The sequence below is a fragment of the Reichenbachiella ulvae genome (genome assembly GCF_025833875.1).
Classification (GTDB): Bacteria; Bacteroidota; Bacteroidia; order Cytophagales; family Cyclobacteriaceae; genus Reichenbachiella; species Reichenbachiella ulvae.
Genome location: NZ_JAOYOD010000001.1, coordinates 878613 through 895644, shown reverse-complemented (window position 1 = coordinate 895644; position 17032 = coordinate 878613). Strand labels below are relative to the sequence as shown.

Sequence of the window (17032 nt, the reverse complement as noted above, 5' to 3'; positions counted from 1 at the left end):
AACACCTATTGATTTTGCAAGAGGTAATACAAAAGAGAAAAATGAGTCAGGAAACAGCAGAACTGAAGCAAATAATCAAGGAAAGAGACCAGCAGCTCAAAGACAAACAGGAAGAATTAGAGGCCCAGAGAGGCATGTTATCAGCTGCTGTAGAAGAACTAGTCAAAAAAAATAAGCGACTAGAAAGCACACTGAATGAACTTCAACATGGAAATGAGGAACTTGAAAACCTCCTTTACCATTCGTCTCATGGATTGAGAACACCAATCACCAATGTGATGGGACTGATTCAGATCATCAAGGCAGGAGACATAGAGGACAGTATCAAAGAATACATCGACCAAATAGAAGGGCAGGGCAATCATATGATCGAAATTATGAATGCCCTGTCTAGTTTGGCAGACCTAATCAACTACAAACCTAAGAAGGAAGTACAGTTAGAGTCCTTCTTCATCAATGAGCTCATCAATGATCGAATAAACTACCTAACACCACTAGCTAAGGAAAATCAGGTAACTATTGATTATCAAGCCTTGGAGAATCAGCCACCACTTCGCTGCTCCAAGTTTGCACTGATGGAGGTAATCAAACAAATCATGATGAACGGAATCGTGTTTCGTGACAATAGCAAGCCAGGTTATCTCTCCATTTCAGCAGAGAAGAAAGAAAACCAACTCGCTATTTACATTGAAGATGATGGAGATGGTATCGATCCCGAAACCCAACCTAAGATATACGAAATGTTTAGTCGAGGCTCAGAGAAATCAGGAGGAAGTGGGCTTGGTTTATTTATTGCTAAAAAGGCTGCAGAAATCATTCATGCTGATATCAAGTTTGAAAGTAGCCAAAAGGGAACCCGATTTATTATTAACATAGACTTGCCGCCTGACAGATGATCCTAATCTAGAGACAAGGCTTCTTCCAGGGTATCAGCATACTGTATAGATAGGTCATGAAAAGGCGCATCTGGGTATTTCTCATCGATTTGTTGTCTACCTAACTTGACACTTTGAGAAAACACCAAATCGTCCGGCAGTATTTTCACATGTCTGACTAGACCTATCTTAGCCATTTCAGACTTCCACTCCACGAAATACCACTCCATCGAAGGCTGATGAAATACTTGAAGTGAGGTTTTATCAAAAATCAATTTGTCAATTGACTTATCCTTAACCAAGTCAGCCACTGACAAGAACACTTCTTTGAATTCTTCTATTGGGATGTAAGACGCGCTTGCCTTTATCAACCCCACCTTAGGATGACTTTTGACCCAAGATAAATTTGCGCACCTAAATTCCCTGTACAATTCGATTTCTATACCTGCTGCTGAACTCTTCATCTCTCCAATAATACTTACTCCCCTTTTCTTCCAGAATTTTCAAAAATATGGGATTAGTACCAACTTACAAAAATTGAAGTTGAATAACCATTGGAATCCATTAAATATCCAACAGTTCAGGACTGAAATTTTGAAGAATGGTCTTTACTAAAAAAGATTATTGTGCCAAAACGATGATATCCTTTGGATCAATAATTGATCGCGAATACCCTTTTTGGGTGAGACGAATCATGGCTCTTCCTATCTGAGTCGTATTCACAACTGAATTTGGGGCAAAGAACTTGATCAGTTTGACCAACCACATGAAATAGTCGTACATGAATTGATAACTCCTGGTTTTTGATTTGATCCCTCGCAAGGGGATGATTGCTCCGGGACGAAACATATAAGCCTGACGAAATCCCAAATTCAAGAGGGCATTCTCAGTTCTACCTTTTACTCTGGCCCACATGATCCTGCCATTTTCTGTTGAATCAGTACCCTGACCTGAAACATAAGTACAAGTCATGTTTGGGTTCAAGGATTGCAAAGTTTTCGCAAGTGCCAGGGTATAATCATAGGTGATGGTTTGATATTCCATTTCATTGAGACCTGCAGCACTGATCCCCATACATAGAAAACAGGCATCATAGCCTTTCAACCTATCCTTGATGATCGTGTAATCGTTGAAATCATCATGAATGATTTTTTCCAACTTAGGATGTTCGATATCAATTTCGGAACGACCGATCGTAAGCACCCTCTCAACTTGATCATCGTCCAAACATTCAAGTAAAACACCTTTCCCTACCATTCCGGAAGCTCCTGTTATGATTACATTCATAGAAGGAACTAACTCTTAAAGACAGGGAAAGGTTGCGTGGCTTATGGTTCTTACATGTCTCCGGGTGCTATAGGGGCAGGTACCACATTGCTTACTGCAGGTATACTCTTCAAATAAGCAAAGATCGCCGATACATCTTCATCTTTTAGGTTGACATAATTGGTCCAGGGCATAGGTGGTAACAGCATGCGACTGCCATCCAGCCCCTTGTATTTCCCTTCTTTCAATGCCTTTGCAAATTGCTCTTCGGACCAGTTGCCCAAACCCGAGGCATCCGGTGTTAGGTTGGCAGCAAAGGTCATACCCCAGGGTCCTATTGCAGCAGTCAAGTCTGGATAGAACATGGAGAATCCCTGAGCGATCATCTCATGTTGAACCTTCATAATCGGACGATCAGACGGATAGCCAGAGAGCATCAATTCCGGTATGATCTCAGGTCCCTTTGGTCCCATTTGCTTGGGAGAATGGCAGTCATTGCAGCCCATGGTTTCTACCAGATAAGCTCCGCGTTCAATCACAGATTCCTGAGAAATTTCTGGTTCAGGAGCAGCACTTTCTTCCTTGGTTTGATTTTGGCTGGCGCATGAAAATAAGACCGAGCACATGGCCATGCCAGCAAAGAGTTGTAATAAGTTTTTCTTCATTGTCTAGTTATTTATTGATCAACCAAACTACGAAAAAAAGAAAGGAAAATTGACATCAAGACCCACTTTGTATGTAACAACATTTAACATCAAATCCTTTGACATCTCAGCCTTTGACATCAGACATTACCAGATCAACTAAATCATTTCAGTCGCATGACTGATGTCTCCCGCGTACTTCACACATTTCACTCCAAAGGTCTCCAGAAAGTCTACACCTTCATCCATTTCCAGCCCCTTGTACTCTGCATAAGATCGGAGATAAACCACCTCTTTGATTCCCATGGAAAAGATAATTCTTGCACAAGAAAGACAAGGTGAAAGGGTAACATACAAAGTAGATCCTTCTACAGAAGCCTGGTTCTTCACCGCATACAAAATAGCATTTTGTTCGGCATGAATGGCAAGCGAACAACTGCCCTTCGAATCTCTGGCACAACCCTTTTCGGGGAACTCATCATCACAGTTGTGAGTGCCAGATGGAGGCCCATTGTAACCGATAGAAATGATCCGAGTATCCTTGACCAACACCGCTCCGACATGGCGTTTGATACAGTGTGATCTCTTGGCCAGATTCACAGCCAACTCCATAAAGATATCTTCAAATGCAGGTTTGTTCATGCCTCGTAAATTTCAGATTCTAAATTAAGCAACTCTCAACCATTTACCATGAATCCAAGCCAAAAGGACACCCAACCTTCGGATGATCCTCGAAAGACGATTGGAAAAGAAAATAACAATGGAAAGAAATTATCACTTAATCAATAACTTTATTTAAACAAAATCAAAAGTCTCATTTACAATATCTTAAACTATACTCATAAATATTATCTATGAGCGTAAATTACAATATTTCAGCCTTTCATATGTTTTATTAAATTAGAAGAAAGTATTAATTTGCCTGAAAATAAAAACATTACAAATCGAATGAGTCAAACCTCCATCCCCCTACCAATCGACTACTCTTACCTATACGAAATCAGTGACAATGATCGAGAGTTCATCAAGGACATGCTGGACACTGTGATTAAAAACACACCGGGAAATCTGGATGAAATCGAAACTGCGGGAAATCAAAAAAAATGGACTGAATTGGCGCGAGCGGTGCACAAGCTGAAGCCCTCCCTTCTTTTGCTCAACATCGACTCTTTGACTGCTCATATCAAGAGACTAGAAGCAGATGCGAAAGGTCAAATTGATTTGGAATTGATACCAACAAAAATCGCAGAGCTCCGAGAACTCTGCGACTTGTTAGTGAGTGAAATTAAAAAGGATATCGAAGCAGACGCTTACTGATTATTCCCATTCAATAGTAGCGGGTGGTTTAGAGCTAATGTCATAAACCACTCGGTTTACACCCTTCACTCTGTTGATAATATCATTAGAAACTTTGGCGAGAAATTCATAAGGCAAATGACACCAATCGGCTGTCATACCATCTACACTAGTCACCGCTCTCAAGGCTACTACTCTCTCGTAAGTTCTCTCATCTCCCATCACTCCAACTGACTGCACAGGTAGCAACATAGCACCCGCCTGCCATACATCATCATAGAGTCCTTCGTCCTTCAATCCCTGAATAAAGAAGTGATCTACTTCCTGAAGAATTCTCACTTTCTCCTCGGTAATATCACCCAAAATTCTGATCCCTAAACCAGGACCTGGGAAAGGATGTCTTCCCAAAATACTTTCGTCTATTTCAAGGGTTCTACCTACTCTTCTCACTTCATCTTTGAACAAAGTATTGAGTGGCTCAACCACCTTCATTTTCATCTTCTCTGGCAGACCTCCTACATTGTGGTGAGACTTGATGGTTACGGACGGTCCATTGACAGACACCGACTCGATTACATCTGGGTAGATCGTTCCCTGACCCAACCATTTTACATTCTGAATCGCGTGGGCTTCTTTGTCGAAAACTTCAATAAACACCCGACCGATGGCCTTTCTCTTATCTTCCGGATCCGTGAGTCCCTTCAATGCTGCGTAAAAGTCCTGTGAAGCATTCACCCCTTTCACATTTAGCCCCATTCCTTTGTAGGATTCCAACACCTGCTCGAACTCATTCTTTCTCAACAAGCCATTGTCTACAAAAATACAATGCAGGTTCTTTCCTATGGCCTTATGAATCAACATGGCCGCTACTGACGAATCCACTCCGCCTGACAGTCCAAGCACGACCTGATCATCTCCTAATTGTTTCTTCAAACCTTCTACAGTCGCCTCAACGAACACATCAGGTGTCCAATCCTGGCTGCACTTACAGATATGCACGACAAAGTTTCTGAGCAAAGTCTTGCCGTCATCTGAGTGAGTCACCTCTGGGTGAAACTGAATCCCCCACATCGGGTATTCTGTACTGTGGAAAGCTGCCACTCTCACGGAATCAGTACTGGCAATTACTTCCAGTCCAGCAGGCACTTCCAGAATGGTATCTCCATGAGACATCCAAACCTGAGAACCAATATTCACTTCTTTAAGGAGTTCGCTGTGTTGATCAACCTTTGATAGATTGGCTCTACCATACTCGCGGATTTCAGAAGGAAGAATTTCTCCTCCCAGCTTGTGTGCGATCAGCTGTGCCCCATAGCAAACGCCCAAAATAGGCACTTTGCCAACCAGCTCGTCCAGATTGATGTCGGGATTTTCTTCCTGTCTTACTGAGCAAGGGCTACCGGATAATATCAAGCCTTTTACTCCCTCGTCGAATTCAGGGATCTTACTGAAGGGATGGATTTCACAATAAACATTGAGTTCCCTGACGCGTCTAGCGATCAGCTGTGTATACTGGGAACCAAAATCGAGAATGATGATCTTTTCTGCCATGCGCAAAATTAACACGGTCATTCAATCGAACAACCTTTTTTGCGATTTGATTACAAGAAAATATCTCCTGAATTAAAAGGCACTCTTTACCATTGTATGGCGTACTTCGCATACAAGTTGAGCGCAGGCAAAACCTGACTGTAAGTTCGGCCGAAACCTGGAATAGAGAAGGTATCTAGCGGTTCTTGTTCTTCATACTCTCCCATCACCCTGATCCTGACATGAAAACCCAAATGCAAACCTTTCCAAACTTGCTTTTCAGAACTCAACACCACTTCATACCAAGTGGCTGTCTGATCTTTTCTTTCAAAAGGAATACTCAGGTCATCGTAGATCCCAGAGGCACTAGCCACCTTCACGGTTCCTTTATCAGAAAAATGAGATTGGGCATATCGAAAGCTCAAGAACATATTGTTCCCCGGTTTCATGGGCAACTTATACCCTATCCCGCCTCTGTAATAGTAACCTTCCGAAACATAGCCAGTATTGATATAAGCCACATTGGGTTCCAGAGTTGCCATTCCGTACTCTCCTGCCACGATCAACTTATCCCAAAAATCCAGCTGTAATCCTGCTTCGTATTTCATTTCCGTGGGAAGGACAAACCCCAGAAGCTTGCCATAATCAAATACGAAAGCCGCCGAACTGAGCACAGCATTTCTATCATCAACCACATTACTTTCACTAATGGCAATCTCCACTGACGTACTGTCTTGCTCCTGAGCAAATGCCGTCAGAAGAAGACAGGCAAAGATTGAGGATAATATCAGCCTTTTAGAAATACGCATATATCGTGGATTCAACATCTATACAATCAGAGCTTCTGCAACTCAATCTCAAATTATCAAAATGCTCATCTCTATTGATAAGCTCCTCATTAAAACCGAAGGTTTTTACTACCACCTCATCATACTCATTGGTAATTACTGCTCTTTCGTAGTACAAAGTCATGAAATAGATTTCACCCGCAATATCTAAGGCCAGAAGCGAACTATCTGCATTCATGTCCAGAGGAATCGGCCAGCTTGTCGCACTATCTGTGTAGTTCACTACAAGGTTATTCATTCGATTGGTGATGGAGTTAATCTTCACCTCACCATTGAGTATTTTTGTTTGCACTTTTTTCCAGTAGGTATTATGAGCACTGGCGATTGAGTCTTCGACTTCAAAATCATCATAAACCGAATTAAGTCGGGCTAATTCGGTTTCCAGCCTATCTCTTTCGTCTTGCAAAGTTTCATCTCCATTATTGATAGCATTGATCACCTTTAGCAAACTATCCGCCACATTGCTGGCTGAATCAGAATAGTAAGCCAATGTATCATCCAGATCAGACAGCTCAATGGCAATAAGAGCCAAAGTATCCTCTACTCCTCCCTCCTTCTTCAAGCTGTCATAGTTATACAATACCAGATTAATGGTAGGATCATTTTCTATATAGCTCTCATTTTCCTCGCAAGCCCAAAACAGCAGCATCACGATCAATACTGTAGCAGCCGGCCCTATATGCTTTTTCAAATGCACTTTCAATTTCATCAATGGCAAACTTAAGGCATTAGACCAATTTTTCTGTGAGTCCTGGGCTTCTTTGTCATGTCCTCCAAAGGATATTTTACTACATCTTCATCTTTGTTCGCTAAAATCAGAAATCCGATTATATTGCAGCAATGGTCAAAAAGCTTTGGATCCTTTCATTTCTGTGGGCAACCCTATTCAATCTCTACGGTCAAAACATGGTGATCAATCCCAGTTTTGAAGAAATCTGGGAGTGCCCATACACCATGGATCAAACCAAGCTGATCAAAAATTGGTTTCCTTTCGGAACCGCAGATCCCTCTCCCGATTTTTTTCATGGTTGCGCAGTAGATGGATTTATGGGCGTCCCTCACAACATGTTTGGGGAGCAAAAAGCCAAATCTGGTGAAGCCTATGTGGGAATGATTTGTTATCTCACATCCAGGAGCGGCCGTGGATGGAAAGTACCTGTCAACCATCGTGAATACATCATGGTACAGTTGACCAAACCTCTGGTTGCAGGAAATGAATACTATGGAGAATTTTGGGTCAACCTGGCAGATGCCTGCGAATTTTCCATCAACAACATCGGCATGTATTTTACCCGTGACATGCCCAATTTTGATTGGCAGGCCATGGAGTTCGGCTACTACAAGGCTCAGGTCCAAAGTGATCCCAAAAAACAACTCGACGACAACAATGGTTGGACCAAAGTCTCAGGCACCTTTGTAGCCAAAGGTGATGAATTAGCGCTAACAATCGGAACATTCAAACCTGACAGCTCGCTCACAACGAAGAAAACCAAAAGAAAATTCATTACTGGCAGGGACAAGAATTTGCCCAAACACCTCCAACCTATGATCGCATACTATTTCATAGATGATGTTTTGGTGAGACCAGTAGACCCCAACGAGTCCATCTTTCCAGATCCATTGTTAGCTCAGCAGCCTGTAGACGAGGAGCATTTCGGTCCAGCAGAAGTAGGCAAGCGCTTTACCTTACAAAATATCTATTTCGAATTTGAAAAAGCCAATCTGCTAAGAAGCTCCTTGCTAGAATTGCAGCGATTGGAAGACTATCTGGTCAAGAACCCCAATATCAAAATCCAAATCGAAGGACATACGGATAATGTAGGCTCCAGAGAATTCAACGAAAAGCTTTCTGAAAAAAGAGCCAAGGCGGTAGTGGACTACCTCGTCCAGCATGGCATCAACGAATTTCGACTAGAATACGTCGGTCACGGCAGCAAGTACCCAGTAGTCCCTAATGACACACCGGAAAATCGATCCCTGAACCGAAGAGTGGAATTTACAATTCTGGAGAAGTAATTAGAAAGGCGCTGCTCCTCCATCTCCAGCAGGCTCGTCATCATTGGCCTTGGATTGGAAAGTCATCGTACTAGGCGCAGAATCAAAGCTAGATGCACCATCAGAAGGGAACCCTCCGCCATAGTCTCCGCCCATCAGACCACCATCCAAATTGGCAAACTTGGTGAATCGTCCGATAAACTTCAGCTTCACATTCTCCAGCGAACCGTTTCTGTGCTTGGCGATGATTACCTCACCAGTACCCTGTGTCGGCAGTCCATCTTCATCCTCAGTAATATCGTAATACTCTGGACGGTATAGGAAGATTACCATATCCGCATCCTGCTCGATCGAACCTGATTCCCTCAAATCCGATAGCATTGGACGCTTATCTCCTCCCCTGGTCTCCACCGCTCTACTCAACTGAGACAGTGCCAAAACCGGGACATTCAGTTCCTTAGCGATTCCTTTCAGCGCACGGGAGATCGATGCAATCTCTTGCTCACGATTACCCGATCCACCGCCACTTTTAGAGGTATCTCCAGACATCAACTGCAAGTAGTCAATGACAATCATCTTGATATCGTGCTGGGCCTTGAGACGTCTACATTTCGCTCTCAATTCCAGAATACTCAAACCAGGCGTATCATCAATAAAGATTGGCGCTTCGGTCAACTTTGAAGTTTTGTGCACCAGCTGCTCCCACTCGTGATCAGCCAGGTTTCCTTTCTTAATCTTCTCACTTTCTAACTCTGCCTCTGCAGAAATCAGACGATTGACCAGCTGAATCGCCGACATCTCCAAAGAGAAAATAGCTACAGCTTCACCAAAATCTACAGCGGCATTTCGCATACAAGACACTACAAATGCCGTCTTACCCATACCAGGACGTGCCGCAATAATCACCAAATCCGATGGCTGCCATCCTGCAGTCACACGATCCAGATCCGACATACCCGTAGGTACACCTGTCAGTCCTTCCTTCTGATCCTTCTTGGCTTCTATTTCTAATATGGCCTCATGCATCAATTGCTGCATGCCGGCATAGTTTTTCTTAATATGTGATTCGGAAATCTCGAAAAGAGACTGCTCTGTACGGTCCAGGAGTTCGAATACATCCTGAGTATCTTCAAAAGCATCCTCCTGAATCTGCGCAGAGATACGAATCAATTCACGTTTGATAGACTGCTCAGTGATGATACGAGCATGGTACTCGATATTGGCAGCTGAGTTGACACGAGTGGTTAGCTCCGCCAATTGATAAGCCCCTCCTACCACCTCCAGCGTTCCGTTCTTTCGGAGTTGCTGAGTTACGGTCATCAAATCGATCGGCTCTGACTTATTAAATAGCTGTACGATCGCCTCATAAATCTTAGAGTGAGCATCTTTGTAGAAACTCTCTGGCTTCAGGATATCGATGACAGCAGTCAAAGCATCCTTTTCCAGCATCAGGGCACCTAATACAGTTTCCTCCAGATCCAATGCCTGCGGCGGCACCTTACCTAGCTGTACAGAAAGCTCCTGTACACCCGGACGATTTCTTCTATTTCCTCGATTCGTCCCTCTATTGGCTGCTGTATCTGATCCCTTCGTATCCATTAACTATTACTTTTCTCACTCTAGTTTCTAACATGCAAAACTACTCAATAGTCTGTGACAAATCTTTGTAGTCCTTAGTGTATTCTTAACATTTTATCCACGAAGTAGAGTGACGACACAGACCGCTTATTTCCGTCCATTTCAGCCTTTCAGAACTTATTATTTGCTGGCCTGAGTATTTGTCTTAATTTTGGATAATCTATCACAGAAAGCATGAATAACAACTTTCAAAAAGTACACATTATAGCAATCGGCGGTGCTGTCATGAGCAGCTTGGCCATTGCACTCAAAAACAAGGGTTTAGCAGTAACAGGATCTGACGACAAGATCTATGACCCGTCCAAAAGCCAACTAGAGGCCAACCAGTTACTCCCTGCAAAGGAAGGTTGGGACACAGAAAATATCAATGCAGACCTGGATGCTGTCATAGTAGGCATGCATGCCAAAGCCGACAACCCAGAATTAAAGAAGGCACAGGATTTAGGATTAAAAATCCTTTCCTATCCGGAATTCATTCGCTCACAAAGCGATAAGAAACAAAGAATTGTCATTGCAGGTAGCCACGGCAAGACCACCATCACAGGTATGATTGTTCATGTCCTGCAGTATTTCAACAAACCCTGCGACTACCTATTAGGGGCCAAAATCAAGGGGATAGAAAACACCATCCACCTATCGGATGCTCCTATTATAATCATCGAAGGAGATGAATATTTCACCTCTCCACTAGACCCAACTCCAAAATTCTTAAAGTACAATCATCACATTGCACTGATAAGTGGTACGGAGTGGGATCACATCAATGTCTACCCAACGGTAGATAGCTACGTGGAGCAATTCGAAACTTTGGCAGACAATACACCAAAGGCGGGTTCGCTGGTCTACTGCGAGGATGACCGCATGGCGATGATCATTGGTAGTAAGGAAAGAGGAGACGCGAAAGGCATACCTTATAAAACGCCTAAATACAAAGTGGAGGATGGCACTTACTATCTGGAAGGCAAATACCCACTCAAGGTTTTCGGTAAGCACAACATGCAGAATATCGAGGGGGCTAAAAAGCTGCTAGACTTGATCGGTATTACCGAAGAGCAATTCTTCGAAGCAATTCAAAGCTATGAGGGTGCGAACAAAAGAAACAACATTCTGGCTTCTAAAGAAGGTACTACTGTGTACTCTGATTTTGCGCATGCTCCTTCTAAACTAAAAGCGACTGTACATGCAGCTAAAGAAAGACATCCAGAGAGAAAACTCACCGCTTGCTATGAGCTACACACTTTTAGCAGCTTAAACAAGGACTATCTGCCGCACTATGCAGATCGTATGAAGTATGCAGATGAGGCAATCGTATTTTACGATCAAGCTACTTTAGAATCCAAAGGTGGAGAAGCCATCACAGAAAAAGAAATTCAAGACTACTTCAAAAACGACCAACTGAAAGTCTATACTTCTACGGAAGAATTAAAAGCTTATCTAGAATCTCAGAACTGGAACCAACATGACTTGCTCATGATGAGTTCGGGACATTTTGGAGCCATGGATATGCAAAGCCTGGCGGACAAAATCGCCGGCTAATCCCTATTCACCGACAAACACTATGCAATTAAAACTCAAGAATCCCCTAGCTGTATTTGATTTAGAAACCACAGGAACGAGCATCACACAGGATAGAATCGTAGAGATGTCCGTGGTAAAAATGATGCCTGATGGGGAACAGATAGTCAAAACCAGAAAAATCAACCCGGGCGTACCGATTCCGATCGAGTCCAGTTTGATCCATGGCATCTATGACAAGGATGTAAAAGACGAGCCCAGCTTCAAGTCTATTGCAAAAGACCTGTCCAATTTCCTGGACGGTTGCGACCTGGGCGGTTTCAATTGCATGAAGTTTGACATTCCGCTGCTAGTCGAAGAGTTCTTAAGAGCTGATATAGAATTTGATATTTCTAACCGCAAACTGGTCGATGCGCAAAAGATCTTCCACATGATGGAAAAACGTACCCTGACTGCAGCCTACAAGTTCTACTGTGGAAAAGTACTCGAAGGAGCCCACGGTGCAGAAGCCGATACCCTGGCCACTGCTGAGGTGATCAAAGCACAAGTGGAGCGATACAATGGTGAAGAGGTCGTAGACTCACTGGGCAAAAAGATTGGCGTGATAGAAAACAGCGTAGACAGCCTTCACAATCTATCTGCCTCCAAAATGGTCGATTTGGCGGGTCGCTTCGTTTTCAACGATGATGGAGTAGAAGTATTCAACTTCGGCAAACACAGACACAAACCTGTGGAAGAGGTGCTCAAGATCGAAACAGGCTACTACGACTGGATGATGAAGGGTGACTTTCCTCTGGATACCAAAAGAAAACTGACGCAGATTAAACTCAGAGGATTCAATATGAAATAAGTTTGATCTGGTCGCAAAAAATAATGCCCAGTTTCGAGAGATTATCTCCTGAAACTGGGCATTCTTATTCTAATACTTTTTTATCCTCAGTCTTACAAACTAGACTTAAAATTCTCCTGGTATTCAGCCCATGGAGTTTCTTTGTAGTTGTCATCCCCGTAGTAGGTTATGATCTTTTCGAAAACAGGTGCTTCCAGATACCCAGGCACTGGAGACAACATTCTAAACTGCTCATCCATAAAAACCACAGTAGGGTAACTCATTTTACCTTGCAGAAGTGAATAGGCCAATTCATGAATTCCGCTGCGACCTCCTTCTACCCATTTGAATGTATGACCATCGAATTCGATATCTTCCTTCTGCTCTGCATTCAGTTTGACAGGATAGTAATTCTCATTCAGGTACTTAGCGATTTTAGGATGATTGAAGGTGGCTTTATCCATCTTCTTGCACCAACCGCACCAGTCCGTATAGACATCTATGAATATCTTCTTAGGTTTCTTCTTATTAAGGGCTACTGCTTCTTCGAAGCTATACCACTTCACCAGGCCTTCTTCCTGCCCTTCTTCTACTGATTTAAAAGAAGTAGCTGTTAAGCCCAACACCATCAATCCCAACAATATAACATTCAAACGCTTCATATCTATTCTTTTTTGCACCTCTTACAAAGGTAGGAAATTCAATTCAATACTAGGAATACAGATTTAGGATACAAAAAGTTTCGCGACTCAATGTTTTTGTATTTACATCTCAAAGTCTTAATTTCAAGCAAAAGAAGCTTATGGAAAATTGCAACAAATGTCAAAAACGAGCGGTACTCAAATGCAAAGGTTGCGGTAGAGTATGGTGCAAGGCTTGTCACGAGGAAGTAGGCAAGCCTGGATTATTTGCAGGCAAATGCGGCGCTTGTGATGGGATAGTAGTCAGAATGGAACACGTCTGATCGCGTCTGGGAGGCATTACCCTCCTACCAGCTCACGCAAGTTATGCATGAAGCTCTCCCATAATTCTTCGAGCTCCTCTTCATCATCCATTTCCGAAAAGTCAGTGACACGGATAAAAACCTCCTGTGTCAATTCATTCATATCAATTTTGAACTCCAGGTAGTTTGGTTCCTCATCATCTGAGATAAATTCGAAACGAACCTGACTATTGGTGCGATGAGAGACCATGCGAGCACGGCTTTCTTCTCCATCCCAAATAAAAGTATAGACTTTGTCTTCATTGATATTGACATCATCTGCAAACCACTGTGCCAGCCCGCTAGCGCTTGACATATAGGGATATAACATTTTTTTAGATGCCTTGATTTCGAACTCTCCTATATACTTGTATTTGCTCATAAAAAAAGCGATCAAATGCTGTCGAATAATTTTTCTGTAAGCTAACCAATTTTTTTTCTAATCCGCCATTGATAATTCAACATAATGCCTAGATTTGCACCTCCAAAATCAATGGCGAGGTAGCTCAGTTGGTTAGAGCGCAGGATTCATAACCCTGAGGTCACGGGTTCAACTCCCGTCTTCGCTACGAAAAAGAACCCTTGTATTCTTGTAATATAAGGGTTTTCTTTTTTTAAAAAAGACTTTTCAATTATTAATTACGAGAGGCAAATCTTAGAATCGTTATGAATATTCTCCTCATATCACACGGCGATAATTCACAAAAAAAATAGATTTGCAGGCGATTCGTTCATTAAAGAAAATCCCACACCATGGCAGACTATAATCACTCTGAGATAGAAAAAAAATGGCAACAATACTGGGCCGACAATGAAAGCTTCAAAGCTGAAGTGGACACCAGCAAGCCAAAGTTCTACGCATTGGATATGTTCCCCTACCCTTCGGGCGCAGGACTGCACGTGGGGCATCCGCTGGGCTACATTGCATCCGACATTATTTCGCGCTACAAGCGCACCAAAGGATTCAATGTATTGCATCCTATGGGATTCGATGCCTTTGGTCTACCGGCTGAGCAGTATGCGATCCAAACGGGTCAACACCCGGCTGTTACTACAGAAGAAAACATCGCTCGCTATAAGGAGCAATTGAAAAACATCGGTTTCTCCTTTGACTGGAGCAAAGAGCTACAAACCTGCAACCCAAACTACTACAAATGGACGCAATGGATTTTCATCCAGCTGTTCAACTCGTGGTATGACTACAAAGCAGACAAAGCCCGCTCGATCGACGAACTGATCGAACTGTTCGCAGCAGAAGGGAATGCCAACATCCAGGCTGCCTGCGATGAAGACACCACCCAATTCAGCGCGGCTGACTGGCAAGGATACTCTGAGAAAGAGCAACAGGAGATTCTACTCCAATACCGTCTGACCTATCTATCGGAAACCACTGTAAACTGGTGTCCGGAGCTGAAGACCGTACTGGCACAAGACGAAATCAAAGACGGCTACTCTGAGCGCGGGGGACATCCTGTCGTCAAAAAGAAAATGAAGCAATGGAGCATGCGCATCACGGCTTATGCTGAACGTTTGCTTCAGGGGCTGGAAAAACTGGAGTGGTCTGAGCCACTGAAAGAAATGCAGCGCAACTGGATCGGAAAATCCAAAGGCGCAGAGATGGACTATGCCATTGAGGGACACGATGAGAAGATCACCGTCTTCACCACCCGTATCGATACGGTATGTGCTGTGACCTTCCTGGTGCTGGCACCAGAGCTGGACCTGATCGAAAAAATCACCACAGACGAGCAACGTGCTGAGGTAGAAGAATATGTAAAAGTCGCTCGCAACAAGTCTGAAAGAGACAGAATGGCCAACGTGAAGCAAGTATCAGGTGCCTTCACCGGAGCTTATGCCATCAACCCATTCAATGGGGAGCGCACGCCGATCTGGATTGCCGACTATGTATTGGCAGGCTATGGTACAGGGGCTGTAATGGCCGTACCAGGCGGTGACCAAAGAGACTTTGATTTTGCTAAGCATTTCGATCTTCCTATCCTACCTGTCTATGACGGTATGGATGTAAGCGAAGAAGCAGATGCGACCAAAGAAGGAAAAATCATCAACGAAGGAATCCTTGAGGGGCTGACTTTTCAGGAAGCGACTGACAAGGCCATCGCCTTTTTGGAGGAGAAAGGTATCGGTAGTGGTAAGATCAACTATCGTATCCGTGATGCCATCTTCGCCAGACAAAGATACTGGGGAGAGCCCGTGCCGATTTATTTCAAAGACGGTATCCCTTACCCCGTGGCTGAATCGGATCTTCCGATTTTGCTACCAGAGATTGACAAATATCTACCTACAGAGGATGGAGATCCTCCACTAGGCAGAGCAGAAAACTTCACTTACACCCCAGAGGGTGAATCAGAAGCTTACCCACTAGAATTGAGCACCATGCCGGGCTGGGCTGGGTCGAGCTGGTATTGGTACCGCTATATGGATGCCAACAACGACGGGGCATTCGTAGCGGATGAGGTGCAGAAGTACTGGAAAGATGTGGATCTCTACATCGGAGGTACGGAGCACGCGACTGGTCACCTCCTCTACTCTAGATTCTGGAACAAGTTCCTTTTCGACAAGGGCTTGGTGCAGGAGGAAGAGCCATTCAAAAAACTGGTGAATCAAGGTATGATTCAGGGGCGTTCTAATTTCGTCTATAGAGTAAAAGGAACAAACCAATTCGTTTCACTCAACAAGAAAGACGAATACGAGACCACTGCTATGCATGTGGATGTAAGCCTGGTCAACAACGACGTATTGGACACTGAGGCATTCAAAGCCTGGAGACCTGACCTGAAGGATGCTGAATTCATCCTGGAGGATGGTAAATATGTATGTGGCTATGAAGTAGAGAAGATGTCCAAGTCTAAGTTCAACGTAGTGAACCCAGACGACATCATCGAAAAATACGGAGCGGATGTGCTGCGCATGTACGAGATGTTCCTTGGACCCTTGGAGCAATTCAAGCCATGGAACACCCATGGAATTGATGGGGTATCGAAGTTCCTGCGCAAGGTCTGGAGACTCTTCCACGATGGCAACAACGAATGGAATGTCTCTGACGACAAAGCCAGCGCAGACGAACTAAAAACGCTGCACAAGGCCATCAAGAAGGTAGAAGAAGACATCAACAACCTTTCACTCAACACCTGTGTGAGTACACTGATGATTGCAGTAAATGACTTGAGGAGCTGTAACAAGCGTGAGGTTCTGGAGCAACTGGTTGTGATTCTTTCTCCATTTGCGCCTCATTTGAGTGAAGAGCTTTGGGAGAAGCTGGGTCACAGCGGCGGAATCAGTACTGCGAGCTACCCGAAATTTGACGAGAGTCTATTGGTAGAAAACAGCCATGAGTATCCTGTATCGATCAACGGTAAGGTCAGAACCAAACTGAGCTTCCCTGTAGACATGGACACCGCTGAAATCGAAAAGCAAGTACTGGCCGATGAGACCGTAGTAAAATGGACTGAAGGCAAGCAGCCTAAAAAGGTGATCATCGTGCCTAAGCGAATCATCAATTTGGTATTGTAAGCGATTTCTATAAAAAACACCAAAGCCCTCAATTGCACTGCAGTTGAGGGCTTTTATTTGTCATTAACTTGCAAAAGAACCAT

Annotated in this window: 16 protein-coding genes and 1 tRNA gene; 7 read left to right on the top strand and 10 right to left on the bottom strand. The window is 43.6% G+C overall.

Annotated elements, in window-relative coordinates; translation table 11 throughout:
* The first annotated feature begins 14 nt into the window (after positions 1-14).
* Positions 15-896, top strand: a complete 882-nt coding sequence (locus N7U62_RS03325; RefSeq protein WP_264136458.1) for a sensor histidine kinase — start codon at positions 15-17, stop codon at positions 894-896.
* A gap of 2 nt (positions 897-898) precedes the next feature.
* On the opposite strand, the gene N7U62_RS03320 is transcribed toward N7U62_RS03325, so the two are convergent.
* The 4 genes from N7U62_RS03320 to N7U62_RS03305 form a co-directional block, all read right to left on the bottom strand.
* Positions 899-1252 (bottom strand): hypothetical protein, encoded by a 354-nt coding sequence (locus N7U62_RS03320; RefSeq protein WP_264136457.1) that lies wholly within the window; start codon positions 1250-1252, stop codon positions 899-901.
* A 244-nt stretch (positions 1253-1496) separates the two neighbouring features.
* Complete coding sequence (locus N7U62_RS03315; protein WP_264136456.1) at positions 1497-2162, bottom strand: Rossmann-fold NAD(P)-binding domain-containing protein; 666 nt, start codon at positions 2160-2162, stop codon at positions 1497-1499.
* Between the two features lie 50 nt (positions 2163-2212).
* Positions 2213-2806: a c-type cytochrome gene (locus N7U62_RS03310; protein WP_264136455.1), complete on the bottom strand. Its 594-nt coding sequence runs from the start codon at positions 2804-2806 to the stop codon at positions 2213-2215.
* Positions 2807-2944: 138 nt separating this feature from the next.
* Positions 2945-3427 (bottom strand): deoxycytidylate deaminase, encoded by a 483-nt coding sequence (locus tag N7U62_RS03305; protein ID WP_264136454.1) that lies wholly within the window; start codon positions 3425-3427, stop codon positions 2945-2947.
* Positions 3428-3733: 306 nt separating this feature from the next.
* On the opposite strand from N7U62_RS03305, the gene N7U62_RS03300 reads away from it, so the two are divergent.
* On the top strand, positions 3734-4102 hold the full coding sequence (locus tag N7U62_RS03300; protein ID WP_264136453.1) for an Hpt domain-containing protein: 369 nt from the start codon (positions 3734-3736) through the stop codon (positions 4100-4102).
* Here the strand turns inward: N7U62_RS03300 and guaA are convergent, their stop codons facing one another.
* The 3 genes from guaA to N7U62_RS03285 form a co-directional block, all read right to left on the bottom strand.
* Positions 4103-5632 carry a glutamine-hydrolyzing GMP synthase gene (guaA, locus tag N7U62_RS03295; protein WP_264140408.1) on the bottom strand — a complete coding sequence of 510 codons (1530 nt, stop codon included), beginning with the start codon at positions 5630-5632 and terminating at the stop codon, positions 4103-4105.
* Between the two features lie 86 nt (positions 5633-5718).
* A complete protein-coding gene (locus tag N7U62_RS03290; RefSeq protein WP_264136452.1) occupies positions 5719-6420 on the bottom strand; it encodes a DUF6048 family protein in 702 nt (233 codons plus the stop codon).
* A complete protein-coding gene (locus tag N7U62_RS03285; protein WP_264136451.1) occupies positions 6407-7168 on the bottom strand; it encodes a hypothetical protein in 762 nt (253 codons plus the stop codon). The genes N7U62_RS03290 and N7U62_RS03285 overlap by 14 nt, the downstream gene beginning before the upstream one ends.
* A gap of 131 nt (positions 7169-7299) precedes the next feature.
* On the opposite strand from N7U62_RS03285, the gene N7U62_RS03280 reads away from it, so the two are divergent.
* On the top strand, positions 7300-8475 hold the full coding sequence (locus N7U62_RS03280; RefSeq protein ID WP_264136450.1) for an OmpA family protein: 1176 nt from the start codon (positions 7300-7302) through the stop codon (positions 8473-8475).
* Here N7U62_RS03280 and dnaB read toward each other — a convergent pair whose 3' ends face one another.
* Positions 8476-10053, bottom strand: coding sequence for a replicative DNA helicase (gene dnaB, locus N7U62_RS03275; RefSeq protein ID WP_264136449.1), 1578 nt, complete (start codon positions 10051-10053; stop codon positions 8476-8478).
* Between the two features lie 213 nt (positions 10054-10266).
* Here dnaB and N7U62_RS03270 point away from each other — a divergent pair, with 213 nt between their 5' ends.
* Together N7U62_RS03270 and N7U62_RS03265 are read left to right on the top strand one after the other, a co-directional pair.
* On the top strand, positions 10267-11628 hold the full coding sequence (locus tag N7U62_RS03270) for a UDP-N-acetylmuramate--L-alanine ligase (RefSeq protein ID WP_264136448.1): 1362 nt from the start codon (positions 10267-10269) through the stop codon (positions 11626-11628).
* A gap of 22 nt (positions 11629-11650) precedes the next feature.
* On the top strand, positions 11651-12457 hold the full coding sequence (locus tag N7U62_RS03265; protein ID WP_264136447.1) for a 3'-5' exonuclease: 807 nt from the start codon (positions 11651-11653) through the stop codon (positions 12455-12457).
* Positions 12458-12549: 92 nt separating this feature from the next.
* Here the strand turns inward: N7U62_RS03265 and N7U62_RS03260 are convergent, their stop codons facing one another.
* Together N7U62_RS03260 and N7U62_RS03255 are read right to left on the bottom strand one after the other, a co-directional pair.
* Positions 12550-13098: a thioredoxin family protein gene (locus N7U62_RS03260; RefSeq protein WP_264136446.1), complete on the bottom strand. Its 549-nt coding sequence runs from the start codon at positions 13096-13098 to the stop codon at positions 12550-12552.
* A gap of 318 nt (positions 13099-13416) precedes the next feature.
* Positions 13417-13800: an START-like domain-containing protein gene (locus tag N7U62_RS03255; RefSeq protein ID WP_264136445.1), complete on the bottom strand. Its 384-nt coding sequence runs from the start codon at positions 13798-13800 to the stop codon at positions 13417-13419.
* A 113-nt stretch (positions 13801-13913) separates the two neighbouring features.
* Here N7U62_RS03255 and N7U62_RS03250 point away from each other — a divergent pair.
* Positions 13914-13987 (top strand) — tRNA-Met (locus N7U62_RS03250).
* A gap of 184 nt (positions 13988-14171) precedes the next feature.
* Positions 14172-16949, top strand: coding sequence for a leucine--tRNA ligase (gene leuS, locus N7U62_RS03245; protein WP_264136444.1), 2778 nt, complete (start codon positions 14172-14174; stop codon positions 16947-16949).
* Positions 16950-17032 lie beyond the last annotated feature (83 nt).

Coding starts and splice junctions, on each gene's coding strand:
- N7U62_RS03270 (WP_264136448.1), top strand. CDS start 10,267: ATGAATAACAACTTTCAAAAAGTACACATTATAGCAATCGGCGGTGCT.
- dnaB (WP_264136449.1), bottom strand. CDS start 10,053: ATGGATACGAAGGGATCAGATACAGCAGCCAATAGAGGGACGAATCGA.
- N7U62_RS03255 (WP_264136445.1), bottom strand. CDS start 13,800: ATGAGCAAATACAAGTATATAGGAGAGTTCGAAATCAAGGCATCTAAA.
- N7U62_RS03285 (WP_264136451.1), bottom strand. CDS start 7,168: ATGAAATTGAAAGTGCATTTGAAAAAGCATATAGGGCCGGCTGCTACA.
- N7U62_RS03260 (WP_264136446.1), bottom strand. CDS start 13,098: ATGAAGCGTTTGAATGTTATATTGTTGGGATTGATGGTGTTGGGCTTA.
- leuS (WP_264136444.1), top strand. CDS start 14,172: ATGGCAGACTATAATCACTCTGAGATAGAAAAAAAATGGCAACAATAC.
- N7U62_RS03310 (WP_264136455.1), bottom strand. CDS start 2,806: ATGAAGAAAAACTTATTACAACTCTTTGCTGGCATGGCCATGTGCTCG.
- N7U62_RS03305 (WP_264136454.1), bottom strand. CDS start 3,427: ATGAACAAACCTGCATTTGAAGATATCTTTATGGAGTTGGCTGTGAAT.
- N7U62_RS03280 (WP_264136450.1), top strand. CDS start 7,300: ATGGTCAAAAAGCTTTGGATCCTTTCATTTCTGTGGGCAACCCTATTC.
- guaA (WP_264140408.1), bottom strand. CDS start 5,632: ATGGCAGAAAAGATCATCATTCTCGATTTTGGTTCCCAGTATACACAG.
- N7U62_RS03265 (WP_264136447.1), top strand. CDS start 11,651: ATGCAATTAAAACTCAAGAATCCCCTAGCTGTATTTGATTTAGAAACC.
- N7U62_RS03290 (WP_264136452.1), bottom strand. CDS start 6,420: ATGCGTATTTCTAAAAGGCTGATATTATCCTCAATCTTTGCCTGTCTT.
- N7U62_RS03315 (WP_264136456.1), bottom strand. CDS start 2,162: ATGAATGTAATCATAACAGGAGCTTCCGGAATGGTAGGGAAAGGTGTT.
- N7U62_RS03300 (WP_264136453.1), top strand. CDS start 3,734: ATGAGTCAAACCTCCATCCCCCTACCAATCGACTACTCTTACCTATAC.